Origin of the sequence: Nocardia mikamii NBRC 108933 (genome assembly GCF_001613505.1) — a bacterium.
GTDB classification, from domain to species: domain Bacteria; phylum Actinomycetota; class Actinomycetes; order Mycobacteriales; family Mycobacteriaceae; genus Nocardia; species Nocardia mikamii.
The window spans coordinates 131,862-157,839 of sequence record NZ_BDCM01000003.1 but is presented as its reverse complement, the minus strand read 5'-3'; the positions used below and the strand labels follow the sequence as shown (position 1 = coordinate 157,839).

Annotated in this window: 26 protein-coding genes; 8 read left to right on the top strand and 18 right to left on the bottom strand. The window is 67.2% G+C overall.

Features of this window, described 5'->3' with window-relative positions; translation table 11 throughout:
- Positions 1–16: 16 nt before the first annotated feature.
- The 6 genes from NMI01S_RS02235 to NMI01S_RS02210 form a co-directional block, all read right to left on the bottom strand.
- A complete protein-coding gene (locus NMI01S_RS02235; RefSeq protein ID WP_062994356.1) occupies positions 17–1,492 on the bottom strand; it encodes a flavin-containing monooxygenase in 1,476 nt (491 codons plus the stop codon).
- An 81-nt stretch (positions 1,493–1,573) separates the two neighbouring features.
- A complete protein-coding gene (locus NMI01S_RS02230) occupies positions 1,574–2,353 on the bottom strand; it encodes a metallophosphoesterase (protein ID WP_062994355.1) in 780 nt (259 codons plus the stop codon).
- 187 nt (positions 2,354–2,540) lie between these two features.
- Positions 2,541–3,317: an RluA family pseudouridine synthase gene (locus NMI01S_RS02225; protein WP_245716673.1), complete on the bottom strand. Its 777-nt coding sequence runs from the start codon at positions 3,315–3,317 to the stop codon at positions 2,541–2,543.
- A 71-nt stretch (positions 3,318–3,388) separates the two neighbouring features.
- Positions 3,389–5,188 (bottom strand): acyl-CoA dehydrogenase, encoded by a 1,800-nt coding sequence (locus NMI01S_RS02220; RefSeq protein WP_062994354.1) that lies wholly within the window; start codon positions 5,186–5,188, stop codon positions 3,389–3,391.
- Between the two features lie 89 nt (positions 5,189–5,277).
- Positions 5,278–5,856, bottom strand: a complete 579-nt coding sequence (locus NMI01S_RS02215; protein WP_062994353.1) for a TetR/AcrR family transcriptional regulator — start codon at positions 5,854–5,856, stop codon at positions 5,278–5,280.
- Positions 5,853–7,070 (bottom strand): cytochrome P450, encoded by a 1,218-nt coding sequence (locus NMI01S_RS02210; RefSeq protein ID WP_062994352.1) that lies wholly within the window; start codon positions 7,068–7,070, stop codon positions 5,853–5,855. Before NMI01S_RS02210 ends, NMI01S_RS02215 begins: the two co-directional genes overlap by 4 nt.
- A gap of 148 nt (positions 7,071–7,218) precedes the next feature.
- Between NMI01S_RS02210 and NMI01S_RS02205 the strand changes: the two genes are divergently transcribed.
- The 3 genes from NMI01S_RS02205 to NMI01S_RS02195 all read left to right on the top strand — a co-directional run bounded on the left by NMI01S_RS02205 (position 7,219) and on the right by NMI01S_RS02195 (position 9,828).
- A complete protein-coding gene (locus NMI01S_RS02205) occupies positions 7,219–8,655 on the top strand; it encodes an amino acid permease (protein ID WP_062994351.1) in 1,437 nt (478 codons plus the stop codon).
- A 189-nt stretch (positions 8,656–8,844) separates the two neighbouring features.
- Entirely contained in the window at positions 8,845–9,423 is a 579-nt protein-coding gene (locus NMI01S_RS02200; protein ID WP_084512184.1) for a C40 family peptidase, read from the top strand.
- Positions 9,424–9,555: 132 nt separating this feature from the next.
- Positions 9,556–9,828, top strand: coding sequence for a hypothetical protein (locus NMI01S_RS02195; RefSeq protein WP_062994350.1), 273 nt, complete (start codon positions 9,556–9,558; stop codon positions 9,826–9,828).
- A gap of 33 nt (positions 9,829–9,861) precedes the next feature.
- Here the strand turns inward: NMI01S_RS02195 and NMI01S_RS02190 are convergent, their stop codons facing one another.
- Positions 9,862–10,737 carry an MHYT domain-containing protein gene (locus tag NMI01S_RS02190; protein WP_245716672.1) on the bottom strand — a complete coding sequence of 292 codons (876 nt, stop codon included), beginning with the start codon at positions 10,735–10,737 and terminating at the stop codon, positions 9,862–9,864.
- A gap of 356 nt (positions 10,738–11,093) precedes the next feature.
- Here NMI01S_RS02190 and NMI01S_RS02185 point away from each other — a divergent pair, with 356 nt between their 5' ends.
- From NMI01S_RS02185 to NMI01S_RS02175, 3 genes are all read left to right on the top strand, one after another.
- Positions 11,094–11,537 (top strand): nitroreductase family deazaflavin-dependent oxidoreductase, encoded by a 444-nt coding sequence (locus tag NMI01S_RS02185; protein WP_218020899.1) that lies wholly within the window; start codon positions 11,094–11,096, stop codon positions 11,535–11,537.
- 65 nt (positions 11,538–11,602) lie between these two features.
- On the top strand, positions 11,603–12,091 hold the full coding sequence (locus tag NMI01S_RS02180; protein WP_062994349.1) for a MarR family winged helix-turn-helix transcriptional regulator: 489 nt from the start codon (positions 11,603–11,605) through the stop codon (positions 12,089–12,091).
- A gap of 159 nt (positions 12,092–12,250) precedes the next feature.
- Positions 12,251–13,480, top strand: a complete 1,230-nt coding sequence (locus NMI01S_RS02175; protein WP_062994348.1) for a fatty acid desaturase family protein — start codon at positions 12,251–12,253, stop codon at positions 13,478–13,480.
- A gap of 15 nt (positions 13,481–13,495) precedes the next feature.
- Here the strand turns inward: NMI01S_RS02175 and NMI01S_RS02170 are convergent, their stop codons facing one another.
- The gene (locus NMI01S_RS02170) at positions 13,496–14,722 is read right to left on the bottom strand and encodes a cytochrome P450 family protein (protein WP_062994347.1); all 1,227 of its coding nucleotides are present in this window, start codon (positions 14,720–14,722) and stop codon (positions 13,496–13,498) included.
- 248 nt (positions 14,723–14,970) lie between these two features.
- A complete protein-coding gene (gene sigJ / locus NMI01S_RS02165) occupies positions 14,971–15,858 on the bottom strand; it encodes an RNA polymerase sigma factor SigJ (RefSeq protein WP_062994346.1) in 888 nt (295 codons plus the stop codon).
- A gap of 112 nt (positions 15,859–15,970) precedes the next feature.
- On the opposite strand from sigJ, the gene NMI01S_RS02160 reads away from it, so the two are divergent.
- Positions 15,971–16,741: a hypothetical protein gene (locus NMI01S_RS02160; RefSeq protein ID WP_157126012.1), complete on the top strand. Its 771-nt coding sequence runs from the start codon at positions 15,971–15,973 to the stop codon at positions 16,739–16,741.
- Between the two features lie 18 nt (positions 16,742–16,759).
- On the opposite strand, the gene NMI01S_RS02155 is transcribed toward NMI01S_RS02160, so the two are convergent.
- Genes NMI01S_RS02155 through NMI01S_RS34670 form a run of 5 tightly spaced genes read right to left on the bottom strand, consistent with a single transcriptional unit; the run spans position 16,760 to position 21,258 of the window.
- Complete coding sequence (locus tag NMI01S_RS02155) at positions 16,760–18,538, bottom strand: ABC transporter ATP-binding protein (protein ID WP_062994344.1); 1,779 nt, start codon at positions 18,536–18,538, stop codon at positions 16,760–16,762.
- On the bottom strand, positions 18,528–18,977 hold the full coding sequence (locus tag NMI01S_RS02150; RefSeq protein WP_218020897.1) for a lasso peptide biosynthesis B2 protein: 450 nt from the start codon (positions 18,975–18,977) through the stop codon (positions 18,528–18,530). Before NMI01S_RS02150 ends, NMI01S_RS02155 begins: the two co-directional genes overlap by 11 nt.
- Complete coding sequence (locus NMI01S_RS02145) at positions 18,974–19,231, bottom strand: lasso peptide biosynthesis PqqD family chaperone (protein WP_063920631.1); 258 nt, start codon at positions 19,229–19,231, stop codon at positions 18,974–18,976. The genes NMI01S_RS02150 and NMI01S_RS02145 overlap by 4 nt, the downstream gene beginning before the upstream one ends.
- 15 nt (positions 19,232–19,246) lie before the next feature.
- Positions 19,247–21,079, bottom strand: a complete 1,833-nt coding sequence (locus NMI01S_RS02140; protein ID WP_084512178.1) for an asparagine synthase-related protein — start codon at positions 21,077–21,079, stop codon at positions 19,247–19,249.
- Between the two features lie 38 nt (positions 21,080–21,117).
- Positions 21,118–21,258 carry a keywimysin-related RiPP gene (locus tag NMI01S_RS34670; protein WP_157104478.1) on the bottom strand — a complete coding sequence of 47 codons (141 nt, stop codon included), beginning with the start codon at positions 21,256–21,258 and terminating at the stop codon, positions 21,118–21,120.
- A gap of 771 nt (positions 21,259–22,029) precedes the next feature.
- Between NMI01S_RS34670 and NMI01S_RS02135 the strand changes: the two genes are divergently transcribed.
- Positions 22,030–23,292, top strand: a complete 1,263-nt coding sequence (locus NMI01S_RS02135; RefSeq protein ID WP_062994342.1) for a diguanylate cyclase domain-containing protein — start codon at positions 22,030–22,032, stop codon at positions 23,290–23,292.
- A 20-nt stretch (positions 23,293–23,312) separates the two neighbouring features.
- Here NMI01S_RS02135 and NMI01S_RS02130 read toward each other — a convergent pair whose 3' ends face one another.
- From NMI01S_RS02130 to NMI01S_RS02120, 4 genes are all read right to left on the bottom strand, one after another.
- Positions 23,313–24,515, bottom strand: coding sequence for an FAD-dependent monooxygenase (locus NMI01S_RS02130; RefSeq protein ID WP_062994341.1), 1,203 nt, complete (start codon positions 24,513–24,515; stop codon positions 23,313–23,315).
- 105 nt (positions 24,516–24,620) lie between these two features.
- Positions 24,621–24,971: a hypothetical protein gene (locus NMI01S_RS33885; RefSeq protein WP_084512175.1), complete on the bottom strand. Its 351-nt coding sequence runs from the start codon at positions 24,969–24,971 to the stop codon at positions 24,621–24,623.
- A 144-nt stretch (positions 24,972–25,115) separates the two neighbouring features.
- Complete coding sequence (locus tag NMI01S_RS02125; protein ID WP_062994340.1) at positions 25,116–25,562, bottom strand: iron chaperone; 447 nt, start codon at positions 25,560–25,562, stop codon at positions 25,116–25,118.
- A gap of 26 nt (positions 25,563–25,588) precedes the next feature.
- Positions 25,589–25,936, bottom strand: a complete 348-nt coding sequence (locus NMI01S_RS02120; protein WP_036498073.1) for a VOC family protein — start codon at positions 25,934–25,936, stop codon at positions 25,589–25,591.
- Between the last annotated feature and the right edge of the window lie 42 nt (positions 25,937–25,978).

Below are 25,978 nucleotides of genomic sequence, written 5' to 3'. Positions count from 1 at the left end.
CCGCCTGCGCTGGTCATCACGTGCGGACCGGCTCCGGTGCGCGCAGCACGTAGTCGTCCGGGTTCAGCGAGCGGGTGCGCACGCGGTACGCGGTGACGGTGCCGGGCCAGTTGTTGGTGATCCGCCCGGCGGCATTGCGGTACCAGCTCGAGCACGCGGTCCACGGCGTGCGTAGCAACCGGCGCTGGGTGTGGGCATCGAAGGCGGCCGCGATCTCGGGCTTCACCTCGAGACAGGATCCCGGATGTCGGCTCAGATGGCCCACCGCCTGCCGGATGTAACGGGCCTGACATTCGATCATGTAGATGATCGAGCCGATGCCCAGATTGGTGTTGGGCCCGTACATGAGGAACAGATTCGGGAATCCCGGCACCGTCATCCCGAGATAGGCCCGTGCCCCCTCGGCCCACACCTTCTCCAGGTCCGCGCCGTCGCGCCCGAATATCCGGATCGGCCAGAGGAATTCGCTGCCCTTGAAGCCGGTGCCGTAGACGATCACGTCGGCCGGATATACGGTCCCGTCGGCGGTGCGCACACCCTCGGGCACCACCTCGGTGATGGGCTCGGTGACGACGTCCACATTCGGCCGCACCAGAGCCGGGTAGTACTCGTTGGAGAACAGCACCCGTTTGCACAACACCGGATAGTCGGGTGTCAGCTTCGCGCGCAGGTCGGGATCGGGCACATCGTGGCGAAGGGTGCGCGTCCCCATCCAGGTGGCGAGGCGCCGGATCGGCGGGATCGCGGCCAGGCCGAGAGCGAAGAACTCCAGGAAGCACCAGACCCACAGGCGTTGGGCCAGCCGTAGCCCGGGCACGTGTTCGAACAGTGCGTGATGGATGGGCCGATACTCGCGATCGGAGCGCCGCACCACCCAGGCGGCGGTCCGCTGGAACAGCGTCAGCCGCGCCACCTCGGGGGCGATGGCGGGCACGAATTGGATTGCGCTGGCGCCGGTTCCGATCACCGCGACCCGCTTCCCGGCGAGGTCGACGTCGTGGTCCCACTGCGCGGAATGGAACGACGGTCCGGTGAACGTCTCGATGCCCGCGATATCGGGCATCCGGGGACGCGACAGCTGCCCGACCGCGCAGATCAGCACGTCGGCGGAGCGGATCTCACCGTCGGCGGTGCGGATCGTCCAGCGCCCGGTGTGTTCGTCGAAGTTCGCCTCGGTGACGTCGGCGCCGAATCGGATCCGCTCGAGCAGCCGGTGTTTCGCCGCCACCGCGTGCAGGTAGCCCAGGATGTCGGTCTGACCGGAGTAGCGATGCGGCCAATCCGGTTTCGGTTCGTAGGAGAACGAGTACAGCGGGGAGGGCACGTCGCAGGCCGCGCCCGGGTAGGTGTTCTCCCGCCACACCCCGCCCAGGTCGGTGGCCCGCTCCAGGATGGTGAGGTCGTCGAAACCGTTGCGCTGCAGCTCGATTGCCGCACCGAGTCCCCCGAACCCGGCTCCGACGATGACGATCGACGGCTTGGTAGCGGGCATCCGCGCGCTCCTAGAATCGAGAACAGTATCTCCACTGTAGGCGCGTGCCGCCGGCTCCGAACCCCGTTCCGCGAACCCTGCTCAGCGCGGTTGTACGCGGATCCGCCCGCCCATCGGCACGGTGCGGACGATCGAGGTCAGCCGCCGATCCGCGACGGCGTGCAGCACCACAGACGGGTCGGGTGCGTAGTCGATCGGAACGTCGCCGGGCTCCTCGACCTCCCATGCCCCGCCGATCGCCGAGGCCACACTGGGCGCCACCACCAGCTGCCGCCCGCCGAACAGCGTCGTACCCATGGCGTGCATATGGCCGGTGAGCACGCCGAGGATTCGCTCGTCACCGGCGATGGTGCGTTCCAGCCGCTCCGGGTCGGCGAGCCGGATCGGATCGACCACCGTCGAGTACATCGGCACCGGCGGGTGATGCATCGCCACCAGCACGGAGGCGTCCGCGGGCGTGGCGGCCAGCAACCGGTCCAGCCACGCGTAGGTACGTTCGCCCAGCTCACCACCGCCCGAGCCGGGAATCGTGGAATCGAGCAGTGCCACGGTGAGCTCGCCGATCTCGACGGCCTGGTTGATCGGCTCGTCCGCGGCGGAGCCGTCGAGCAGCGTCTGGCGCAGATTCGCGCGGTCGTCGTGATTGCCGGGCAGTACGTACAGCGGCATGTCGGTGGTCAGCGATTTGCGGGCCTGCTCGTACTGGGCGAGAGTGCCGGATTCGGTGAGGTCGCCGGTGACGAGGATGGCGTCGGGCCGGCGCGGTAATCGGTCGAGGTAGCCGAGGACGGCGGCGACTCGTTCGGCGTTGCGCGGATCCAGATCGAAGTGAGTATCGCTGAGCTGTGCCAACAGAATCATGGCGTCCGCTTTCTCGTGGGATCGCACCGTTGCGCCCGTCGCCGGGAACGACCTGTGCGAGCCCGTGTGGAATCGGCCCCCGGGTGTGATCGCTTCGGCCGCATACGTGCCGATACGGCACGTGTCCAGAGTAGAAGGTCCTCAGCGTGCCGTCTGCGTGACGGACGCCACCTTTTATAGCGAACCGCTATTCGGCGGCGATCCGTTCGAGCAGGTCGGCCGGATTCTCGAGGATCGGTCGCGAGCCGGTCGAGAAGAAATCCGCCCCCGGTGCGGCGGTCAGCGCGAGTTCGGAGTCCGCGCGCCAGGGCGCCTCCACCCGCAACGACAGCGAATGCAGATGGGTCCGCGCGTACTCACCCGATTTGTCGAACAGCGGATCACCGGCGATCGGATAGCCGATCCAGGCCAGATGGACGCGGATCTGATGCCGCCGCCCGGTGATCGGCCGGGCCAGCAGGATCGTGTGCCGATCGGTCCGCGCCACGGTGGCGAACTCGGTCCGGGACGGATAGTTCTTACCGGCCAGCAGATCGCTCTCGTCGACCGTCCACAGCTGTCCCTCACGCCGGATGGTGTCACGGGGCGCCGCGATCCGGACCCGGTTCTTGCGCCCGACGCTCAACGGCAGGTCGATGACGCCGGTATCGGGCAGATCGGTGGCGGCGGTGACGACCAGATACCTCTTGTCGGCCGTGCGCTTGGTGAATTGCCTGGTCAGGCCGCCGTGGGCGGTCAGGTCCTTGGCGAACAGCACGAGACCGGAGGTGACCTTGTCGATGCGGTGCACCGGGTAGAGGGTGATGCCCTCGGCCGCGGCCAACTCGACCAGGTCGGTGTCGTGGCGTTCCCCGGTCACGGCGATACCGGCCGGCTTGTTCAGCGCGATGATCGCCTCGTCCTCGTCGACGAGGCACTGCTGCGCCAGCTGCTGCCAGCCCATCTCCACCGGGTGCGTCTCCACCGGGCCAGATTAGTGGGCGCCCCGATGGCCGAATGTCGCCAGGAGGGGTGGGTGTGTCCGGGCCCGCTGTGCTAGAGCCAGGCGTCGTCGAGGTCGGTTGTGGTGCGATCCATCGCGTCGAGCAGATCGAAAAGCGGTGCGGTGCGGGGCAATTCCCAGTGGAAGAAGTACCGTGCGGCGGCCCGCTTACCGCGGTGGAAGTCCTCGGATCCGCGGGCGGCGGCCACCGCCTGTTCCAGCCAGATCCAGGCCAGCACGACATGTCCGAACGCCTCCAGGTAGGCGGACGAATTCGCCAGTGCCGCTTCCGGATCGGCGTCGCGCCACACCGTCGCGGTGGTGGTCGCGATGCGTCCCGCGGCCGCGGCCAGCGCATCGGCGAAATCGCCGAGTTCCGCATCCCCCGTCGCGCGAGCGCGGTCGACAGTTTCCCCCATGGTGTCGAGCAGCAGTGTCAGCGCCGCGCCGCCGTCCGCGACCACCGCCCGGCCGAGCAGGTCCAGGCTCTGAATGCCATGTGTCCCTTCGTGAATCGGATTCAGCCGGTTGTCGCGGTAATGCTGTTCGACGTCGTAGTCGCGGGTGTAGCCGGCGCCGCCGTGCACCTGGATGGCGAGGTCGTTGGCGGCCAGGCACCACTGGCTGGGCCAGCTCTTGGCGATCGGGGTCAGTACCCGCAGCAGGAGGGCGACGCGCTGTGCCTCCGCGGCGTCCACGGCGCTGCGCTGGCGATCGATCAGCGTGCCGCAGTACAACTGCAGGCCGAGCGCGCCTTCGGCATATGCCTTCTGCGCCAGCAACATTCGGCGTACATCCGGATGTTGCGCGATCGGGACCTGCGCGCTCGCACCGCCCTTCGCGGTCACCGGGCGGCCCTGCGGCCGATTGCGGGCATAGTCGAGCGCCTTGAGGAAGCCGGTGTATCCCAGCGCGGTGGCGGCCAGGCCGACGCCGAGGCGCGCCTCGTTCATCATGTGGAACATGTAGGTCAGTCCGCGATTCGGCTCGCCCACCAGGTAACCGACCGCGCCCGGCGCGCCGCCGGGGGTGAACGCGCCGTCGCCGAAGATCGGCGCCGTGTTCACCGTGCCCCGCCAGCCCATCTTGTGGTTGATCCCGGCCAGCACCACATCGTTGCGCTCACCGAGCGAACCATCCTCGGCGGGAAGGTATTTCGGCACGATGAACAGCGAGATGCCGCGCGTCCCGGCATCCGATCCGGGAATGCGTGCCAGGACCAGATGCACGATGTTCTCCGACAGGTCGTGGTCTCCGCCGGAGATCCACATCTTGCGGCCGAACAGCCGGTACGTGCCGTCGTCCTGCGGCACGGCCTTGGTGGTGATGTCGGCCAGTGAGGACCCCGCCTGCGGTTCCGACAGCGCCATCGTGCCGAAGTAGCGGCCGGTCAGCATCGGCCGCACGAACCGGTCGAGCTGATCCGAATCGGCGTGTGCGGCCAGGAGATTGGCGTTGCCGATGGTCAGCAGCGCGTAGCTGGCGGTCGCCACGTTGGCGGCGTAGAACCATGCCATGCACGCGGTGAAGACGGTGTGCGGCAATTGCATACCGCCCACTCGCTCGTCCATCGCGGCCCCGACGAATCCGGCCTCGGCGAAGGCCGACAACGCCGTCGCCACCTCCGGAATGATGTGCACCTTCTCGCCGTCGAAGGTCGGCTCGTGCAGATCGCCCCGGCGGTTGTGCGGGGCGAAATACTTCTCGGCCAGTTCCCGGCTCAGCGCGAGCACCTGATCGAAGGTTTCGCGGCTGTGCTCCCGATAGCGCTCGCGCTCGGTCAGCCCGGTCACGTCGAGCCACTCGTAGAGCAGGAAATCGAGGTCGCGGGCGGACATGATGAGCGAATCCATATCCCAAGCCTCCTGGGCAACGCCCGTGCGCGCAAGGGTGCGCGGGCGTTGCCGTCGCCGGGGCGGCTCGTCGGGCCGCGCCGGCGTGCTCAGCCGGCCCGGGCGACGAGGGGAGCGATGAAGCGCTCCAGCATGTCGCGCTCCTCGGCCTCGTCCCGGCCGGGCACCGTGAGCAGGGAGACGATGATGCGGGTCAGCCAGCGGGCCAGCCGGGTCCAATCCTCGTGTGCCTCAGCGTGTGCCGAGGACGTTTCGGCGGCGAACAGCGAGCGGGCGATGGCCTCGATCACCTCGGAGGTCTGGGCGATCTGCAGCGTGGCCCCGGCGTCGTCGGGCCGGAACCACGCGATCAGCAGGGGATCCGAACGCACCGCGCGCAGGCTGGCCAGCACTCCGGCGACGGCGCGTTCACCCGGGTCGGCGATGGCCCCGATCTCGGCGGTCACCCGGGCGCCCACCCGCCGCGCCTCGCGATGCACATACGCCAGTTGCACCGCCTGCCGGTTGTCGAAATAGCGGTACAGCGTCGCCCGCGAGCAGCCGGCGGCCTTGGCGATATCGCCCATCTGGGTGGCGTTCACGCCACCTTCGGAAAACAGGCTCGCGGCGGCGTCCAGGATCCGCTCGGCCGCCTGCAGGGAACGCGGATGCGCCAGCCAGTCGCTCATGCCGGGACGAACGGGACGTTGACCGGCCAGCGCACGTAACTGCCCTCGGTGTATCGGACTCCGTCCAGGTCCACGGTGAAGTCCGGGCAGCGGGCCAGCAGTTCCCGCAGTGCGATGGTGGCCTGCATGCGGGCCGCGGCCGCACCGAGGCAGTGGTGGTTGCCGTTGCCGAAGGTGAGAATATTCTTCGGATTCCGCGTCACATCGAGTTCGTTTGCGTCCGAACCGTATTCGCGTTCGTCGCGATTGGCCGACGCGTACAGCATCAGCACCCGGCGACCGGCGGGAATGGTGACGCCCTCGATCTCGACATCGCGGGTGGTGGTGCGGGCCAGGCCCTGCACCGGCGAGGTCATCCGCAGGAATTCGTCGACCGCCCCCGGTATCAGGCTCGGATCGTCGAGCAGGCGCTGCCGCTGGTCGGGAGAGCTGGTCAGCAATTGCACCGCGCCGCCCAGATTTCCGGTGGTGGTGTCGTTGCCGCCGGTGATCATCGTGAACGCGAAGCCGATGATCTGCAGGATTTCGCCGAAGTCGCCGTCGGCGCCCAGTCCCGAGGCGACCAGATGCGAGACGGTGTCGTCCGCCGGTTCGCGTTTGCGCTTCTCGATCATCGCGATGAAGTACTGGGTCAGCTCACCGACCGCTTCCTGCGCGTGCTCGATGCCGCCGGTCGCCGAGGCCGCCACGATCGCCTCGCTCCATCGGTCGAACTGTGCCCGATCCTCTTCCGGCACACCGAGATAATGCGCCACCACCATGGTCGGCAGCGGTTTGAACAACTCGACCGAGATGTCACCGCCACCGGCCGCGCGCAGCTTCTCGAGCCGCTCGATCACGAACGCCTCGACCGCGGGCCGGATCTCCTGGACCTGTCGCGGCGTGAAGCCCTTGGCCACGCGGCGCCGGAAAACGGTGTGGTCGGGCGGATCGGTGAAGACGAACGGCCGGTTCTCGCCGAGCCCGATCTCGCTGAGGTTGTTGTAGTCGACCGTCAGGCCCTGGGCGGAGGAGAACGTCTCGGGATCGCGCACGGCCGCGTAGATGTCGGCGTAGCGCGACAGGACGTAGTAGTCCTCGTGCGGGCGGGTCTCGGGGACGACGTGGTGCACCGGATCGGAGTCGCGCAGGGCGGCGTACATCGGCCAGGGATCGCGCCAGGATTCGCCGGACCGCAAGGTGAAGCGTGCCTCGTGAGACATCGTCTTGCTCATGTATCGACGGTAAGACAAATCGTCCATCATGTCTAGAACGTGTTTCATGGAATGGCGAGCGGCCGTTCGTCGCGGCCGATACCGGGCGACCGGCCCACGAGATCGGTACTGTGGGCTCACCAGCGCCGCCCTCGGACAAGGAGCGCCCATGCCGACCGGTCCCGCTCTGCGAGAGTTCTTCCGGCGCAAGCCGATCGACCAGATCCAGGACGAATCCGCCACCACTTTGCATCGCACGCTGGGGCTGTGGCAGCTCACCGCCATCGGGGTCGGCGGGATCATCGGCGCGGGTATCTTCACCCTGGCAGGTGCGGTCGCGAATCAGACCGCCGGCCCGGCGGTGCTCGTCTCCTTCCTGATCGCCGGGATCGCCAGCGCCGCCGCCGCGCTCTCCTACGCCGAATTCGCCGGCCTCATCCCGCGCGCGGGTTCGGCCTACACCTACGGCTACGCGGTCCTCGGCGAGCCGGTGGGCTGGTTCATCGGCTGGGATCTGCTGCTCGAATACACCGCGATCGTGTCGGTGGTGGCGATCGGCATTTCCGGCTACATCCAATTTCTGCTGGGGCAGTTGGATATCGGGCTCCCCGAGTGGATGCTGGGTGCGCCGGGAACCGGCCACGGCCATGTGGTGGATCTGTTCGCCGCGCTGCTGTGCCTGCTCATCGCGGCTCTGCTGAACCTGGGTATCCGGGCCGCGGCGCGATTCGAAACCTTCGTGGTGGGCCTGAAGATCGTGGTCGTCGTGGTGGTGATCGCGGTCGGGTTCTTCCACATCGACTCCGCCAACTACCACCCGTACTTCCCGTTCGGCATGTCCGGCGCGGTCACCGGGGCGGCGACCGTCTTCTTCGCGGTCTTCGGCTACGACGCGATGTCGACCGCGGCGGAGGAGTCGGTGGACGCGAAACGCCATCTGCCCAAGGCGATCCTGCTGTCGCTGGCGGTGTCGATGGTGCTCTATGTCCTGGTCTGCCTGGTCCTCACCGGCATGCAGCACTACACCGACATCGATCCGGAGAGTGGGCTGTCCACCGCGTTCGAATCGGTCGGCCTGCCGGGTCTGGGCAGCCTGATCGCGGCGGGCGCCATCGTCGGCATCATGACGGTGCTGTTCACCTTCATGCTCGGCGTCACCCGCGTCTGGTACTCGATGAGCCGGGACGGCCTGCTGCCCCAGTGGTTCGCCAAAACTCACCCGGTGCGCCAGGTACCCACCCGGATCACCTGGATCGTCGGTATCGCGTCGGCGGTGATCGCGGGGCTGCTCCCGATCGGCCAGGCCGCCGAGCTGACCAATATCGGCATCCTGCTGGCCTTCATCGTGGTCTGTGCTGCGGTGATCGTCTTGCGCTATCGCCGCCCGGACCTGCCGCGGAGCTTCCGCACGCCGTTGATGCCGGTGGTGCCCCTGCTCGGGATCGGCTTCTCGATCTGGCTGATCACCTACCTGCAGCCGGTGACGTGGTTGCGCTTCGCCGTCTGGTTCGCCGTCGGCGCGGTCGTCTACCTGAGCTACAGCCGTCGCCATTCCCTGCTGGCGACCGGCCCGGATGCGTCCGAGACCCCCGCCGGACGACCGTAGGGATTGTATCGAGATACCGCCGATATCTGGGGTATTTCGTGAATTTATCGTTTCGTTATTCGAATTGGTGTGTTCGTATTTGGTTTCGCTCCGACCGTGGCGAATCATGGCTCCCCGGATCCAACGATCGACTGATCACCGTGGTGTTTCGGAAATCTGCTCTCGCTACGAGACTCGGAGGAACGCATCATGGCAGGAACCGAGGCGGGTCGATGTACCCGCCGTTTGCGTCGTAAGGCCTGGTCGACGGCGGCATCGCTGGTCGTTCTGCTCGGCGCGGCGGGCACGATGGTGGCGACCGCCGGCCCGGCACACGCCGACTCGCCATTCCCCGTCCCGGTCGTACCGGGAATTTCGCTACCACCGCAGTTCACAATTCCCGGGCTCTTCCCGGAAATCCGTCCGGCCCCGCCGGAGTCCATGAAATCGGTCGGTGAGCGGGCACTCGAGGCCGCCGAGTCCAAGATCGGCTCGGCCTACAGTTCGGGTGCCGCCGGACCCGATTCCTTCGACTGCTCGGGCCTGGTCCAGTGGGCATATCGGCAGGTCGGGGTGGACCTGCCGCGCACCAGCTACGACCAGTTGTCCGCCGGTACGCCGGTCGACCTGGATACGCTGCAACCCGGCGATCTGGTGTCGTTCTACGGCGGCGGTCACTCCGCCCTCTACGCGGGTGACGGCACGGTCGTGCATGCCGCGACGAGCGGTGAGGGCGTCATCCGGTCGGCGATCGGGCAGATGCCGGTCACCGGCGCTCGCCGTTTCTGAGGCCGGCGGCGGGTACGCCACGCGGCTCGCCGATCCGGGGGTTCGAATCCGCCGCGAGGACAGGTTGCGCGACAATGTGTATCGAGCTCGACCAGCATTGGACTGCAACGTGAATCGCGGAGGAGGGGGCCGGTGGCCGAGACCCGGGCTGATGCCGACGAGCCGTTCGGGCCGGTACGCCCCTCGGATGCGGTCGACGGCTGGGAGTTGGCCGGTGATGGCACCCGCTGGTGGCTGGTCAAGGCGTTCGGTGACACCCGCGCTCTGGTGAAGCCGACCACGCGGACCACCTGTGCGTGGCGTGTCGACGCCGTCGACGGCCGGATGTTGCGCGAGGTCAGCGCGCGCTCGGTCGCGGAGGCGAAAGCCGCTGCGGAAGAATGGATCCGGAGGACGATCGGCTGAGCTGTCGCTCGGCCGATCGTCCGGATCTCGCGGCTATCGCCGGGGCGACTGCCGCTTCGAGATCGCCTGCAGACTGAATGCCGGCTGATCGGGTGCGGGAGATTCCTCGGTGTAGGCGCGCGGCCATGCGCGCCCGCTGTCGGCGAGATCGAGATCGCCTGTGGTCTCGGCGCTCTCGCGACGCGAGGGCCCGTCGACCTCCGCGAGTCCGACGAGTACCACGAGCATGATGGTGACGAGTGTGACCACCATGATCAGCGGGGTGAGCAGCTGCACCGAGTCGACCCCACCGGACGGTTCGGACATGTCGTCCATGCGGTGTGCGGTCATGGATGCCATTCCGGTGTAATGCATTCCGCATACCGCCAGGCCCATGATCAGCGCCGCGCCGACGGTGGCGGAGAACCCGCGCACGTGCAGGACGAACCACAGCGCCGCGGTCGCCGCCACCACGGCGATCAGCAGCGACAGGGCCACCAGTCCGGTGCTGTATTCGATGTGGGCACCCGCGTGCATGGCATGCATGCCGAGGTAGTGCATGGCCGCGACGCCGAAGCCGGTGATCATCCCGCCCAGGGGCAGTGCGATCGCTTCCCGGTGCCCGCGCACCACGATCGACAACCCGGCCCAGACCACGATGATCGCGATACCCGCGCTGAGCAGCGTCATCGGCACGTCGTAGCGGATGTTCGCGCCGTGGATCGAGAAACCGAGCATGGCGGTGAAGTGCATGACCCAGATGCCGGCGCCGCCGAGTGAGACGGCTGCGGCGATCAACCAGCCGCCCGGCCAGCGTGAGGCCCGCGCGTGCGTGGCGCAGCGCAGCGCCAGAACGGATCCGATGAAGGACATGAGATAAGCCAGGACCGGGGTTACCCAGCCATGGCTGAAATGGTCGAGCTCGAGCACAAGGTCTCCCGAAGCGAAAGAGCGGTTATCGATTCGTGACCGGACGATAGTTCACATTGCTCATGATCGTTACCCGCGCTCGTTCGTATCCGGGCGCGGGCGGTCTTGCCTGTCGCTCGGCAAATATGCAGGTGACACAGGTTCATGGGGTGTGTGCACGGTGTTTGCCGAACTGTCGCCTGGGAGACACCGGAGCGGAGGTGTGTTCTGGCGCACTTGCGCCACCTCTGCGACCTATGGCCCTTGACGGGTTCGCCGGACGAATCCGGACGTTCGGGACTGTTCAAAGTAATACTGTATAGATATAGTATGAGAATCATAGAATATGGTTTCGAAGGTAGTGGAGGTTCCGGAGTATGGATGCGCAGCGGTATCGGCGGATGGTCAATCGACTCAATCCGCTCGTCGTCGGGCTGCAACGGCTGGGAATCGGTTTCGGGCCGATGCAACTGCTCACCGTCGCCGGTCGGCGCAGCGGGCAACCGCGCACCTTTCCGATCGCAGTGAACGAGTTGAACGGAGGGCACTACATCGTGCAGGCCTATCCGCGGGCGGCATGGGTGGCCAACGTGCGGGCGGCCGATTCGGTCACGCTGACGCGCGGACGCACATCCTCGACCGCGCGACTGGTCGAGGTTCCGGTCGGGCAGCGCGGGGATCTGCTGCAGGAATTGGTCGGATCCGGGCCCGCCAGTGTCGGGAATCGTTTCGTCACAACCGGTTTGGCCGACTCGGCGACGCCCGACGGGGTGGCGGCGGCGGCCGAGCGCATCGCGGTGTTCCGGGTCGAACGGCACTGACCCGTCGGAGCTGCGCGCGCCCGGGATATCATATGAAAACCGTATGAATCGACCGGAGGGTGCCGATGAGCTCGGAGGCGGACCGCGCGGCCGCGCAGCAACGGCGCCGGCTGACCGTCGACGTCAAGGATGCGTTGCGCGACTTGAACATTCAGCTGGCCCTGCTGAATCGGCGATTCGGCGGCCGGGTCGAACTCCGCGACGTGGACTGGACCTGTCTCGACCTGATCAACCGGCAGGGCCCTATTTCGCCGACCGCCCTCGCCCGGCGCACCGGCCTGCACCCGGCCACCCTCACCGGCGTCCTGGACCGGTTGCAGAAGGGCGGCTGGATCGTCCGGGAACGTGACCCCGAGGCGAGCGACCGGCGCGCGGTCACCCTGCGCGCCGTCCGCGAACGCAATTCCGAATTGTTCCAAGTCTTCTCGGGTATGAACCGGCGCATGGACGAACTGCTCGAGCGGTATTCGGAAACGGAACTGGAGGTGATCGCGGACTTCCTCCGGCAGACCGGGACCGCAGGGTCGGACGCCGCGTCCGAGCTCGGAAGCTGATCGGCGGCACCTGGTCGTCGCCTACGGTTCGACACCCAGCTCGGTAGTGTCATGGGCTGTTCATCAGGTGCGGGTAGGCTCGGGGGATCGGCGGGTCTCCGCATACGTCCTCGTCGGTGGGCGTTCGCGCCACCACACACCAATTCGAGGATGTAGACCATGGCAATTACCGAGATCGGCGCGTACGCACATCTCGGACCCGCCGATATCGAGGCGCTGGGCCGTGAGCTCGACCGTATTCGCGCCGATGTCGAGGCCGATCTGGGGGCGCGCGACGCGAACTACATTCGCCGGACGATCGTCTTTCAGCGCACTCTCGACGCCGCCGCGCGTCTGGTCATCCTCTGCGGTCGCGGCCGCCTCGCCTGGCTGCTCGGTACGGCGGGATTGGCGACGGCCAAGAGCGTCGAGAACATGGAGATCGGGCACAACGTCTCCCACGGTCAGTGGGATTGGATGAACGACCCGGAAATCCACTCCACCACCTGGGAGTGGGATATGGCCGGGCTGTCCGCGCAGTGGCGTTACGCACACAACGTCCGCCATCACCTCTACACCAACGTGCTGGGAATGGACGACGATATCGGCTTCGGCGTCATGCGGGTGACCAGAGATCAGCACTGGCACCCGCGCCTGTTGCTGCAACCGTTGCAGAACGTGTTGCTGGCGGCGACGTTCGAATGGGGTATCGCCTGGCACGATCTGGACTCCGAACACGACCGGGCGGCCGACGCCGCCGAGAAGGCCGGTCAGACCCGCGCGTTGCTCGGAAAACTGATCCGGCAAGCCGGCAAGGATTACGTACTCTTCCCGGCGTTGAGCGGAAAACGATGGCGGCGAACGCTTTTCGCCAACCTTGGCGCCAATGTGCTGCGCAACCTGTGGGCGTACCTCGTGATCTTCTGCGGGCATTTCCCCGACGGTGCGGAGAAATTCACGCCCTCGGTGCTGGAGTCGGAAACCAAGGCGGAATGGTATCTGCGCCAGATGCTGGGCACCGCGAACTTCGATGCCGGGCGGGTGCAGGCCTTCATGAGCGGCAATCTGTGCTACCAGATCGAACACCACCTGTTCCCGGACCTGCCCAGCAACCGGTACCGGGATATCGCCACCCGCGTGCGAGCGCTGTGTGAAGAATTCGATCTGCCGTACACCACGGGTCCACTGCTGCGGCAGTACGCACTCACCCTCCGCACGATCCACAAATTGGCGCTGCCGGACCGCTTTCTCACCGCGACCTCCGACGATGCCCCCGAAACCGCGTCGGAGCGAAAGTTTCTCGGGTACCGCCCCTTCGCCGGCGCAGACGGCACACCTTCTCGTTCGCGACGAGGGCTGCGCACCGCGCTGCGTGCGGTGGCGGCGAAGACCGCGCTGTCGGCCGGATGAGCCGGCCGGTTCGGCCTATCCGTGCGGGCGCACCGGCAGTTCGGTGAGTCCCCGCATGAGCAGGCTCGGCTGCCATCGCGGAGTGAACGAGGGCGCCGGCGCCAGCTTCGGAAAGCGATCCAGCAGAGCGGTGAAGGCGACGGCCGCCTCCATCCGGGCCAGGGGAGCGCCGACGCAGAAATGGATGCCGTGGCCGAAAGCCACATGCCCGGACGGTTTTCGGCCGATATCGAGTGCGTCCGGCGAATGGTATCGTTCGGGATCGCGATCGGCCGCCGACAGGGCGACGTAGACCAGTTCGCCTGCGGGGATGACGGTTCCGCCGATATCGACGGGTTCCTCGGTGTACCGGACCGTGGCCCAGCCGACCGGGCCGTCGAGCCGCAGAAATTCTTCCACGGCGGCGGGGATGCCCTCCGGGTCCGCGCGCAGCGCATCGAATTGGGGCCGGTTGCGCAGCAGCGCGAAGGTGCCGTTGCCGATGAGGTTCACTGTCGTCTCGTGGCCGGCCACCAGCAGGAGGAAAGCCATGGCCACCAATTCCTGATCGGTGAGCCGGTCGCCGTCGTCGGATTCGCTGGCCAGCCCCGACAGCAGGTCGTCGCCGGGCCGGGCGCGCTTGTCCGCCAGCAGTGCTGTCAGATATCGGCCCATGTCGGCGGAGGCGCGGTCGCGGTCCGCCAGGTCTCCGGCGGCGCCCACCAGGATCTTCGTCCACAGCTGGAAATCGTCGCGATCGGTGAAGGGAACCCCGAGCAACTCGCAGATGACGGTGACGGGTAGCGGGGTCGCGAACGCGTGCAGCAGGTCGACCTCGTCGTGCGCCGCCACGTCGTCGAGCAGTCCGGCGGTGATCTCCTCGATGCGGGGACGCAATGCCGCCACCCGCCGCGGCGTGAAGGCCTTGTTCACGAGCTTCCGCAGCCGCGTATGTTCGGGCGGATCGGTATTGAGCATATGGGTGCTCAGGGCCTGCGCATCCGAATTCGACAGCACCGCAGAGCCTTTGCGCCGGAACAGGTCGATGGTGCCGGCCGAGTTCTTGTGCAATCGGGGATCGGCGAGCGCCGCCCGCGCTTCCGCATGGCCCACCACCACCCAGCACGGAATCCCGCGCTCGTGTGTGAATCGCACGTGGTGCACCGGCCCCCGGGCCCGCCAGCGCTCGTAGTACTTGTGCGGATCGTCGTGAAAGTCCTCTTCCACCAGTTCGATCTGCTCGGATACCTCGGCCTCGGCCATACTGTGCTCCCTGCTACCGGCGCCGCTCGACGCTCCCCACGGTGTCAGCCCAGTCGTAACGGTGACCGTATCCAAAGTACCGAAGATCGCGCCGGGACGCGGATGTCCGATTCGCGGAGAAACCCGTTCCGCGCGAACCGCTTTCGTCCGGATCTCGCGCCGATCACCCCCCTTCCCTCTCCGTCCGTGCACGTCCGAGTCGCGCTACCATCCGGAATATGTCGAGCTGTAGTGATTGCCGGTGACGATCAGTTCACCGCCCACTGCCGCAACTTCTCCGGATTGCGGATCGCCCAGATGCGGGTGATGCGGCCGTCGGCGATGTCGAAGGCGTAGACGGTCGCGACGGTGCCGTCGATCTGCGCCACCAGGCCGGGCTGGCCGTTGACGGTTCGCTCGAGCAGCGTGACTTCTCCTGCGCGGGAGGCGATGTGGATCCACGCCCGCGCGATCTGCTCGCCGCCGTTGATCGGATCGCGGAACGCCAGCACCCGGCCGCCGCTGTCGGCCGTCGCGACGGCCCGCGGATCCAGAATCTCGATCAATGCCTCGATATCCTTCGTTTCCCAGGCCCGTTTGAAGTCCTTGACGACCTCGGCGCGCTCGTCCCGCGACGGAGTCGCCGAGGTCTGGACGCGACGGCGCGCGGAGGAGGCGAGCTGGCGGCAGGCCGCGGGCGTGCGGCCGACGATATCGGCGATCTCCGCGAAGGAATAGCGGAAGACATCGTGCAGGACGAAGGCCACCCGCTCGGCCGGCGTCATGGAATCGAGCACGACGAGAAACGCCATGCTGATCGATTCGTCGAGCGTCACCCGGTCGGCCGGATCGGTCGGTGCGGGTGCGCCCCATTCGCTGCGGTCGGGGACCGGCTCCGGAATCCATTCACCGACATAGCGCTCGCGGCGGGCCCGTGCCGAACCGAGCAGATCCAGGCAGATGCGGCTGGCCACGGTGCGCAACCAGCCCCCGGGCGCCGCGACGGCCCGCTGCTGTTCCGGAGACATGGCGTACCAGCGCGCATAGGTCTCCTGCACCACATCCTCGGCCTCGGCGAGGGAGCCGAGCAGCCGATAGGCGAGGTTGAGCAGTGCCCGCCGCTCGCTCACCACGGCGCTCGATTCCGGATCGGTCATGATGTTCGCTCCCTCGTTCGGTACCGGCCCCTTCCACTGTGGACGAAACAGCGCGCCGAAATGTGAGGCCGATATATGCTGCCGTTCGCCGGTGAGAGTGGGGGAGTTCGCGATGAGAAGCTCGGCTTTGGTTGCGTTGGTGGTCGGTGCTGTCGCGCTTTCGGGCTGCGGCGCCGGGCAGGACGGCGCTTCGGCGCCCGCCTCGTCCGAACCGGTGGCTCGGCAGATGACCGCCGCGCCCGATCAGGATGCCGGGTGTCCGCTTCCTGGCGCGCCGTCCGCAGGGCCTTACAGCGGCATCACCGTGCCGGTGCGAGGACAGACCCCGATCCTGACGACCGACGTCGTGCTGCCGCAACTCGAGGGTGGTGAGCAGGCGGTCCGCGATCGGTTCAACGCGGCGATGCGCGCATCGCTGAACGATCTGAGCGCGGGCGCCGCGAACGGTGCGCTGCACGCCGCCCAGCTCCGTTGCGGCGAAACGAGCCGCGTCACCCGCATCGGCGCGCATGTCGTTGCGGGCGTGCTGATTACGGACCACACGTGGGAGGGCGGCCCGCATCCGGTGAACCAGATCGGCACCGTGGTGATCGACACCGGCACCGCGCAACCCGTCATGCTGGCGACGGCGCTCCGTGACTCTGGTCCGGCCTGGAGCACACTCGCCACCACCGCCCAGAGCCTGGTGCCCGCGGACGGGCCCACGCTGTTCACCCACACTCCCGGCAGTGACGATTTCGCCGACTGGGCGCCCGCACCGGAGGGACTCACCGTCTACTTCTCCGTCGCGCACGCACGGGGCGACTACTACCCGGTTCAACTGCCGTGGGACCGAATCCGGGACCTGTTCGACCCGGCCGCGCTCGCGACGCTGTCGAGCTGACCGGCCGCGACCGCCGGTTCAGACCTTCGCGCCCACCAACTGTCGATAGTCGGCATTGCGGGTGACCAGTGCCTCGTGCGGCCCGCTGTCGACGATCCGCCCGTCCTTCAGGAACAAGACGGTATCGGCCTCGCGGATGGTGGACAGGCGATGGGCGATCACCAAGAGGGCGCATTCTTTTCGCACGTTCCGGATGGTGACGTTGAGCGCCTTCTCGGTTTCGGCGTCGAGCATGGCGGTGGGTTCGTCGAGCATCATCAGTACCGGGCGGCGGATCAGCGCCCGGGCCAGCGCCACGCGTTGCCGCTCGCCGCCGGAGAGCAGAACGCCGTGTTCGCCCACCGGAGTGTCGAGGCCGCGTGGCAGCCGGGCGACGAGATCGGCCAGGCCGGCGAGCTCGGTCGCGCGTCGTAGATCGTCGTCGCCGAGGCCCGGTTGCCGGTAGGTCAGATTGTCGCGGAGACTGCCGAACAGCAGCGGCGCGTTCTGCTCCAGCAAGCTGATCTCCGAGCGCCACACCCGGCGTGGCCGACCGGCATAGGACCGGCCGCCGAGCAGAATGTCGCCGGTGTCCGGATTGTAGAACCGGCTCACCAGGGAGAATACGGTGGATTTTCCGGCACCCGAGTGGCCGACCAGGGCCACATGTCCTCGCGCAGGTACCGAGAAACTCACGCCGTGGAGGATCGGCCGCTCGTCGTAGGAGAAACGCACGTCGCGGAATTCGAGTGCGGGATGCCCGTTCTCCGAGTAGGGCTCGATCACCGAACCAGCCGGTTCGAGGCCGTCCTGCGGGATCTCGTCGACGTCCTCGGCCGGCAGACTCAGTGTCGACTCGATCCGGCTGAGCGCGCCCAAGGCCTTCTGCAATCCGACGGAACCGTTGAACAGATCACCGACCGGAATCAGCAGATTCATCGCGAGCAGCATCATCGTGACGAGGCTGCTCAGCTCCATCTGATGATTCGCCACCCGCACGCCGCCGACCAGCAGTGACACCACGAACGACCCGGTCACCGCCAGGTGCATCGCCGGATTCCCCAGCGCCTTCAATCGGGCCGCGCGCACGCCGGCGGCGAACGCCGCACCGGCCAGCTCGGTCAACCGCTCGTGTTCGCGATCCTCGGCATTGTTGACCTTGACCGTGCGCACGCCGTTCAGCGCGCGCTCGATATCGGCCGACAGCGCGCCGACGCTCTCCTGCAATCGAACCGAAGCCACCTCGATTCTCGTCATGACCAGCAACATCGCGCCCGCGGCAACACCCACGGTGACGAAGACGATCGAGAACAACAGCCAATCGAGATAGATCATCACCGCCACGGTGCCGACGAGTGTGATTGCGCCCGTTACTATTTGGATGAGACTGCTTCCGACGGCGTTGCGGATCACGGTCGAATCGAGCGTGACCCGGGAAATGAGATCACCGACTCGCTGTGACTCCAGCGTGGGAATCCGCAGCCGCAGCAGATGCCCTGCCAGGCGGCGACGCACGGACAGGAGCACGGATTCGCTGGTTCGCTCGAGGATGTAGGTGCCGCCGGTGTCGGCGACGGCATACAGGAGATAGGCCCCCACCAACGCCGCGAGCGACCATGCGATCGTCGTGCCCGACGACGCATCCCGCACGACCTGCCCCGCCAGCAGCGGCTGCGCCAGCGACAAACCGGTGCCGACGAGAAGCAGTGCCGTCGCCGCCAGCAGCGAATGACGTTGTGGTACGAGGATTCTCAGGAGCGCGCCGACCCGCCGCGGCCAGGAATCGCGCTGCCGAACCGCACCGTCGTCAGCTGACATCGTCGCCCACGTTCGCCTGCCGGCCGACCACGATCAGTCGACTGAATGTCGTCATATCTCCCGCCTCCCCGACCAGCTTCCCGTCTGCTTCGATCCATGCGTGTGCGGCGAACGGCAATTCGGTGCGCACGCCGACACACCAGGTTGTCCACGCACCGTAGCGCCGGCTCAGCAGCGTTGTCGCGACGGACCTGATCAGGCAGCCGTATCGTCCGGCGGCGTCGGGACTCACCTCGACGACCCGGCGACGCCATCGTTCGGCATCGTCGAACGGGGCCGGACCACTTCCTCGGCGCAATTGCTTCAGGATCCATTCGATCCGTCGCGGCGGCAACCTGACGATGATCCGCGCGGCCCGAACGGCCCACGCCGCCGCTACGCGTTCGCCTCGGCGTCCGTCCGCCTCCGCTCCGGTCCCCAGCGACATCTGGTGGCTCACGCCGACACCAGCCCGACATCCCGGAGGTGGCTCACCAGTTCGTCGACGTCTCGCCGTGCGGTCACGGCATCGACGTCGAACCGCTCCAGCACTGCCGCAACGGGATCGGCGCCCTCACCGGCGGCGAGTGCGGCGAACACCTCCGCGCCGACCGGATTGAGCCGCCAATATTCTCCCTGCTGCAGATCGAGAACGACGCCCCCGTATTCCGTTCGCACGAAAGACAAATCGGGCCTCGGTGTCGCGGTATCCATGGTCCCTCCCATTCCTTACCCCTTCCCGGTGTGCTGCGGCTCGAGAAAATCACGTTCCAGATCGCGCAGCCAGAGCTCGCAGGCGATGGTGCTGAACATCGTTCCGTCTTCCAGTTCGAATGAACTGGGAGTGGCGCACAACCGCTTCAGCCGCTCGGAGTCGATCAGGCCGATTTCGCCGAGTCTCGAACCTTCCCACAGCGCCACGAGCTCATCGCGATGGTGGCGCAAGCCCAATTCGACATCCCGTGATCCGCTGTCCTTGGTCTGCCTGCGCAACACCTCGTCGGGCACGATTCCGCCGACCGCGGCGCGGAGCAGAGGTTTGTATGTCCAGGCGCTGACCCGATGTGGCACCGCCACCGACAAGGCAGCGGAGATCACGCTGTCGTCGAAATAGGGTGCGGACAACGGCGGACCACCGGATGCCAGTGAGATCCGATTCAACACGGCCACGGTGCGGGCGCCCTCGATGACGGACTCCAGTTCGACGTGGCGGCCGCGTGCCGGGGCCAGCGGTTCGGTGGTGGAAGCCATCCACGAGATACCCTCGTGCACAGCGCTTTTCGCCGTACTCGTGGCCCAGGCGGGAATCGACGGAACGAGTCCCCAGCCCAGCATAGGTTTGCGCCGTTCCGGTACACCGGTGATCGGTGTGGAATTCCTCGTCCACCACGAACGGAAATCGGCGGACTCGAGCGCGCCGTACACGAGATCTCGTGAGCGCCATCCGCCGAGGGCGCCGAAGCCGCGCAGCCCGCGCCAAGCGGTCAGCGGACGGCGCCACAGGAGATCGCGGTAGAGCGTCGGCAGGCCGGTGAACAGATGGTCGCCTCCGTGGCCGGTCAGATGCACAGTCGATCCGAAGGTCGAGGCCAACGCCGCGAGCGCACCGACCCGGCTCCTGCCGACGATGAGCGGTGACGGCTCGTTCAGCCAGGTCGGGCCGTCTTCCAATCCGGCGTAGGTGAACGGCAGTTCGGAATCCGGAAGGATCGCGTGCCGCACATGCGGCAGGTGCCGGGCGGCGAGCAGGGCCCACTCGAGGTCCTCGTTGGCGGAATCGCGTCCGCGTGCCGTCAGCAGCGTGATCTCCGCCGGTCCGCGCGCGGCGAGGAAGCTGATCGACGTCGAGTCGTAGCCGCCCGACAGTTCCGAGGTGACCGTGTCACCCGCCGCGGTGCGCGCGTTTACTGCTGCCGCGAGCCGACCCCGCACGTCGTGCGCACCCGCTTCGAGGTCCCGGACGACTGCTCTTCTCCTCACATTCCGGACCGGGCGGGACGCGCCGTTCGGTGTGAGGACCAATCCGGTGCCGGGGGCGAGCGGTTCGATTCCCTCGAGCAGCGGACGTTGTGCGAGGTGATGTGGAACGGGTTCGAGCAGATGTGCGGCGAGGGCGCCGGCATCGACTTTTTCGCCGACGAGATGGCGGAGGGCGTGCACGGTGTCGGCGGCGATATCGACGCCGTCCACGCGCGAGCGATACAGGCTGCGGGATCCGTAGGCGGCACCGTTCACATGGATGTCGCCGTTCACTTCGACGATCGAGTGAAAGGATCCGTCGACCGCGTCGAGGACCACCCGCCATCGGTCCGGTGAATCTATCGACATCGCGTAGTCGAGAACCGCGTCTTCAGCTATCAGAGCGTGGCCGAGTATCACGACCCGCGCCGCGCGTCCGATCGTGCGGATGATCGGCCGGTCGGGACAATGTCCGACGACCATCGGCCGTCCCGAACGATGCTCGGCCACTACTCGCGCCCATGGGAGAAGACGCCTGGCGATGCCCGCTCCCGCCGCGTGATCGGGCAGAACGACGAAACCTGTCCGGGCATCGCCAGTCATCTCCTAACCCCCTACGATTCGAGCTCGGCGGTGACGGCTCAGATCATTCCGCGGCGCCCGACCAGCAGGTCGGATTCCGTGGTGAAGACGCCCCCGGTGAGCTTCCGGAAATCGCCACATTTGGCGACCACCGGCTTCTCGTAGACCTTCTTGTCCGAGCTCTCTGCCGTGTTCTCCATTTTCACTTTCCTTCCTTCCTCGCACTCCCCTTGGAGGCGGTCTCATTCCGCGTCGTTCTGTTCGACCCGGACGTGCGCAACCGAGAATCTGTGCAACCGAGAATCTGCGCAACCGAGAATCGATGCAGCCGTACGAGGAAAGCGGATCATGCCGAAAATGCCGACACCACTGATCAACCCCCCGTACCAGTCCAGAGACATGGTCGTCCTGGTAAATGTAAGTCGCGCTACCGCAAGGACTTTCGGGCCTGCTGCGAATCCTCCCCTGATATCGCCCGGCGACTTCCTCCCCGTCCCCGCTCGCCATTCTGCGCTGTAAGCAGTGGACCGTCAAGAAAATTCGATGAATCTCCCTGAAATAGCTTGTCGCACTGTATTTGTCATGTCATTCGAGGCGGCTCGGCCGATCGCGCGTTCGCCGCCGCGCCACATCGGGTGTCCTGGGCCACCGACCGCGCCGAGGCGGTGCGCCGGTCGGTTTCACCCTCGAAGAGCGCCTCGCTCGCCGGCGCGAATCGGCGACAGGGTGCGTTGGGTCGGTCCGGCGGTCTCGCAAGCCGGTGCCGTCGACGCGGCCGGTTCTCCGACCCTGACGTAGTGCGGGTGAGGTTTGCGCGCTCGGGGCGGGCCCACCGCTGCCTGCGGGTAGTGCGCCGGTTCGTGTCGTCGCCCACACGGCAGGGCGGTTCTTTCGTATGCTCGTTGTTAGCGAATGGGGAGGGTCGTCGGTGCCGGGCCCCCGGGTCCGGCGATGGAGGAAGGTCCTCGCGGATGGACAGGCGCGAGGCTGCCGACATGGCGCGGGACTGGTCGGCGGCCCTGGTCGATTGTGGTGGCGTGCCGACGGCTCTGCCGCGCTCCCACCAGTTGACGGAATGGATCGTCGACCTGGAAGCCGCCATGTCGGCCGAATCGTTCGATCCGTCGCCCGCGTACCGAGTCGGGGTCGAGATGGTGCGGTGGAAGCTGACCGATCCCGCCCTGATGACTCCGTCCGCGACGGTGCTGGCCTGTTTGCTGGAGCGGTCGCGGCGGCCGGATCGCACGCAGCGGTTCGGCGCCCTCCTGGGCGAACTCGGGCGCGGCTACAGCGCGGAGTTGTTGAAGGTCCACACGGACAGCCAGGAGATAGCCGACCAGCGGTTCCGGGTGGTGTTCGACAACGCCGCGGTGGCGATCGCGCTGTACGACAGCAACGGCATCACGCTGGAAGCCAACCCGACCACGGCGCGGATGGTCGGGATGAAACCGGAGGACGTGCCGGGGGTCGCGGGGCTGGATTTGATGCACCCCGAGGACCGCGACAAGCTCCAGCAGGTGGTCGTCGATCTGTATCAGCGCCGGCACGGCACCGTGCACTTCGAAGGCCGCTTCTGCCGCCCCGACGGCACCGTCTGCTGGGGTGCGTGGACGATGACGCTGGTGCGCGGCGCGGGCGGACGTGATCTGCGCCTGCTCGCCGTCGGGGAGGACATCACCGAGCGGCGCGAGATGGAGCGAAAGCTGTGGTGGCAGGCGCGCCACGACCCGTTGACCGGTCTGCCCAACCGGCACTGCCTGCTCGAGCAGTTGGAGGCCATCGTCGCCACGGCCGGCCCCGCCGACCACATCGGTTTGTGCTTTCTCGATCTCGACGAGTTCAAGCTGATCAACGACCGCTACGGTCACCGCGCGGGCGACAGCGTGCTGGCCGAGGTCGGGCGGCGGCTGGACGCGACACTGACCTCACCGTCGGTCACGGTCACCCGCATCGGCGGCGACGAGTTCGTCGCGCTGCTCGCACCACCCTGCGACGAGAAGACCGCCCACGCCACCGCCGAGGCCATGCTCGCGACCCTGCGAGAACCGGTGCCCGTCGGTCCCACCGATCTGCTGGCGATGTCGGCCAGCATCGGCGCCGTCGTCGCCCCGGTCGCCGGCGCGAACGCCGAGAAACTGTTGAACGATGCCGACGTGGGCCTGTACCGGGCCAAGGCCGCCGGCCGCGGCACCTGGGTGCTGCATCGCGACGAGAGCGGTCACGCGGCCGAATAGCCAGGACGGGCCCGGCCGGGTCAGTGCGGGCCCATCGCCAGTTCCCCTCGCCGCGCGGCCCGCCACCACCGCTGTCCGGAATCGACGGCACGCCGCATCGTGCGCACGGCGGGTATCTGCATGAGCAGGTGCATCTGGTAGCGCCACGGCATCTGCAGCCCGTGCCGGACCGCCATCGCGTAGGCGAACCGCACGGCATCGCGGTCGAGATACCGGTCGGCGCGTTCGAACCAGGTCATGCTGGCACGGGCCGCGGCCTGAATCGGGCGCATCGCGGCGCGCCGTTGCGCGTCGTAATTCTCCAGCGCGTCGGCGATCTCGCCGTGTTCGTACAAGCTCTGCGCGAGCACGATGGCGTCGATGATCGCCAACCGGGTGCCCGAACCGATCGTGAAGTGCGTCGTATGCGCCGCGTCGCCGAGCAGCACCACATTGTCGTGGTACCACGATTTGTTGGTCACCTCGGGAAAACAACTCCACCTCGCGTTTTCGCCTCGGGACTTGCTGATCAACGAATGACCGTCGAGCACGCGCGGGAAAATGCTTTCCAGCACACGCACATTCGCCGCGGTGTCCGGGGAATCGAATCCCAGTCCGCGCCAGGTCTGCGGTTGGCATTCCACGATGCAGGTGCTGATTCTTCCGGTGATCGACGGATAGGCATGGAACCAGATCCAACCGGCCGGGGTGTGTTCGAAGGCGAAGGTGAATCGGGTGAAGACCTTGTCGGTGCCGAGCCAGATATAACGATTCTCGCCGAGGGTCACCGATGTTCCGAACCGATGATCGTCCAGCTGCCGCACCCGGCTGTTCGCGCCGTCGGAAGCGACGATGAGATCGGCGTCGTCGAAGCCGGACAGATCGTGGACCTCTCGGCCGTACCGGACGTCGACGCCGAGATCGCTCGCCCGGCGCGACAGCACCTCGAGCAATGCCGCGCGCCCCATGCTGAAGCCGTAGCCCGGGAAGTACGCGGTCCGGTCGCCCACGTGAATCGCCTGCTCACGCCAGACGACCGAGCCGGCGCGCACCGCCTGTGCGCTGTCGGGGTCGTTCCGATACAGGATGTCGAGCAGGTCGTCCCAGTACACGACGCCCCAACCGTAGGTGGAGCCGGGAGGATCTCGGTCGATCACCGTGATGGCATGGGCCGGGTCGCGGCGCTTCATCGAAATGGCGAAGTACAGTCCGGCGGGCCCGCCACCGATACACACGATTCTCATTCGGTCACCAGTTTCCGCCCGGTGGGTCGATTTCGGCGGCGCGGGAACGGTATTCGACGCGGCCGAGCCCGGCACGCTGTGCGTGTCCGGGCCCGGTCATCGGCACTAGTAGCTTCCCCAGCCGCCGCCGAAGGGGTTCCACCAGCCGGGGTTCCAGCCCCAGCCGCCCCCGTTACCCCAACCGCCGCCGTTACCCCAACCCCAGCCGCCGTTACCCCAACCCCAGCCGCCGCCGTTACCCCAACCCCAGCCGCCGCCTTTACCCCAGCCACCGCCGTGGCCCCAGCCGCCGCCGTTACCCCAGCCGGGGCTGTCGACGGCTTGGGTGGCGGAGTTGGGTGTCGCGGCAGCCGCTTGCGTCGCGGCGGCGACGACCGGAACCGCGGCAGCCGCGGCTATTCCGGCAGCGGCCGCCAACCGTGCGAATTTCGAGTGTGAATTCCTTTTCTTGATCATGATAGGGCTCCAAATAGCTGTCCCGACCTGGTGGAATTCTACGCGTTTTCGCCGAATGCAAAAGTTGCCGATACAACCTGTTTCACAATCTCGGTCCGCCGAGATTCGACACGGTCGCCGGGGACGGCGGCGCCGCGGATGCGTTCAGGCGGCCGCGGCGCGGATCAGGTCGGCGATGCGCTGTTCATCCGCCGCCGTCAGCGTGGTCAGTGCGTAGGTGACCGGCCACATCGTGCCCTCGTCGAGGCGCGCGGTGTCGTTGAAACCCAGTGTCGCGTAACGAGATTTGAATTTCTCGGCGCTCTGGAAGAAGCAGACCACCTTGCCGTCGCGGGCGTAGGCCGGCATTCCGTACCAGGTCTTCGGGGCGAGATCCGGCGCCTCGGCCGTCACGATGGCGTGAATCCGTTCGGCCAGTGCGCGATCGGCCGGCTGCATCGCGGCGATCTTGGCCAGCACATCGGCGGTGCCGTCCGCCTTCGCGGCCTTGCCGCCACGGCGGGCGGCGGTCTTCAGTTCCCGCGCATGCTCTTTCATCGCGGCGCGTTCCTCGGTCGAGAAGCTCACCGCGGCAGAGGTCTTCGTGGTCATCGTCGTCTCCGTTCGAGTCGGGTATTTCAGTTGTCCTGCAGCACGCCGAGCACGTTGCCGTCCGGGTCGATCACCGTGGCGACCCGGCGGCCCGCGCCGACGTCGCGGATCGGTTCTCCGACCACGGCTCCGGCGGCGGTCAGCTCGGCCAGCTTCGCCTCCAGATCGGGGACCGCCCAGTAGGTGACCGGTGCGGTCATGCCCTGCGGCCCGCCACCCGGGACCAGGCCGACGTGGGTGTCACCGACCTCGAAGCCGACGTAATAGGCACTCTCGGCACTCGCCGGCACGCCCAGCAACGCGGCGTACACGGCCTTCGCGGCGGCCAGGTCGGTGACCGGGTGCAGCACGGTCCTGATGCCCAGGGTGGTCATGAAATCTCCTGCGGTGTCGTGTTCTTGTGGTTTCCACGGTAG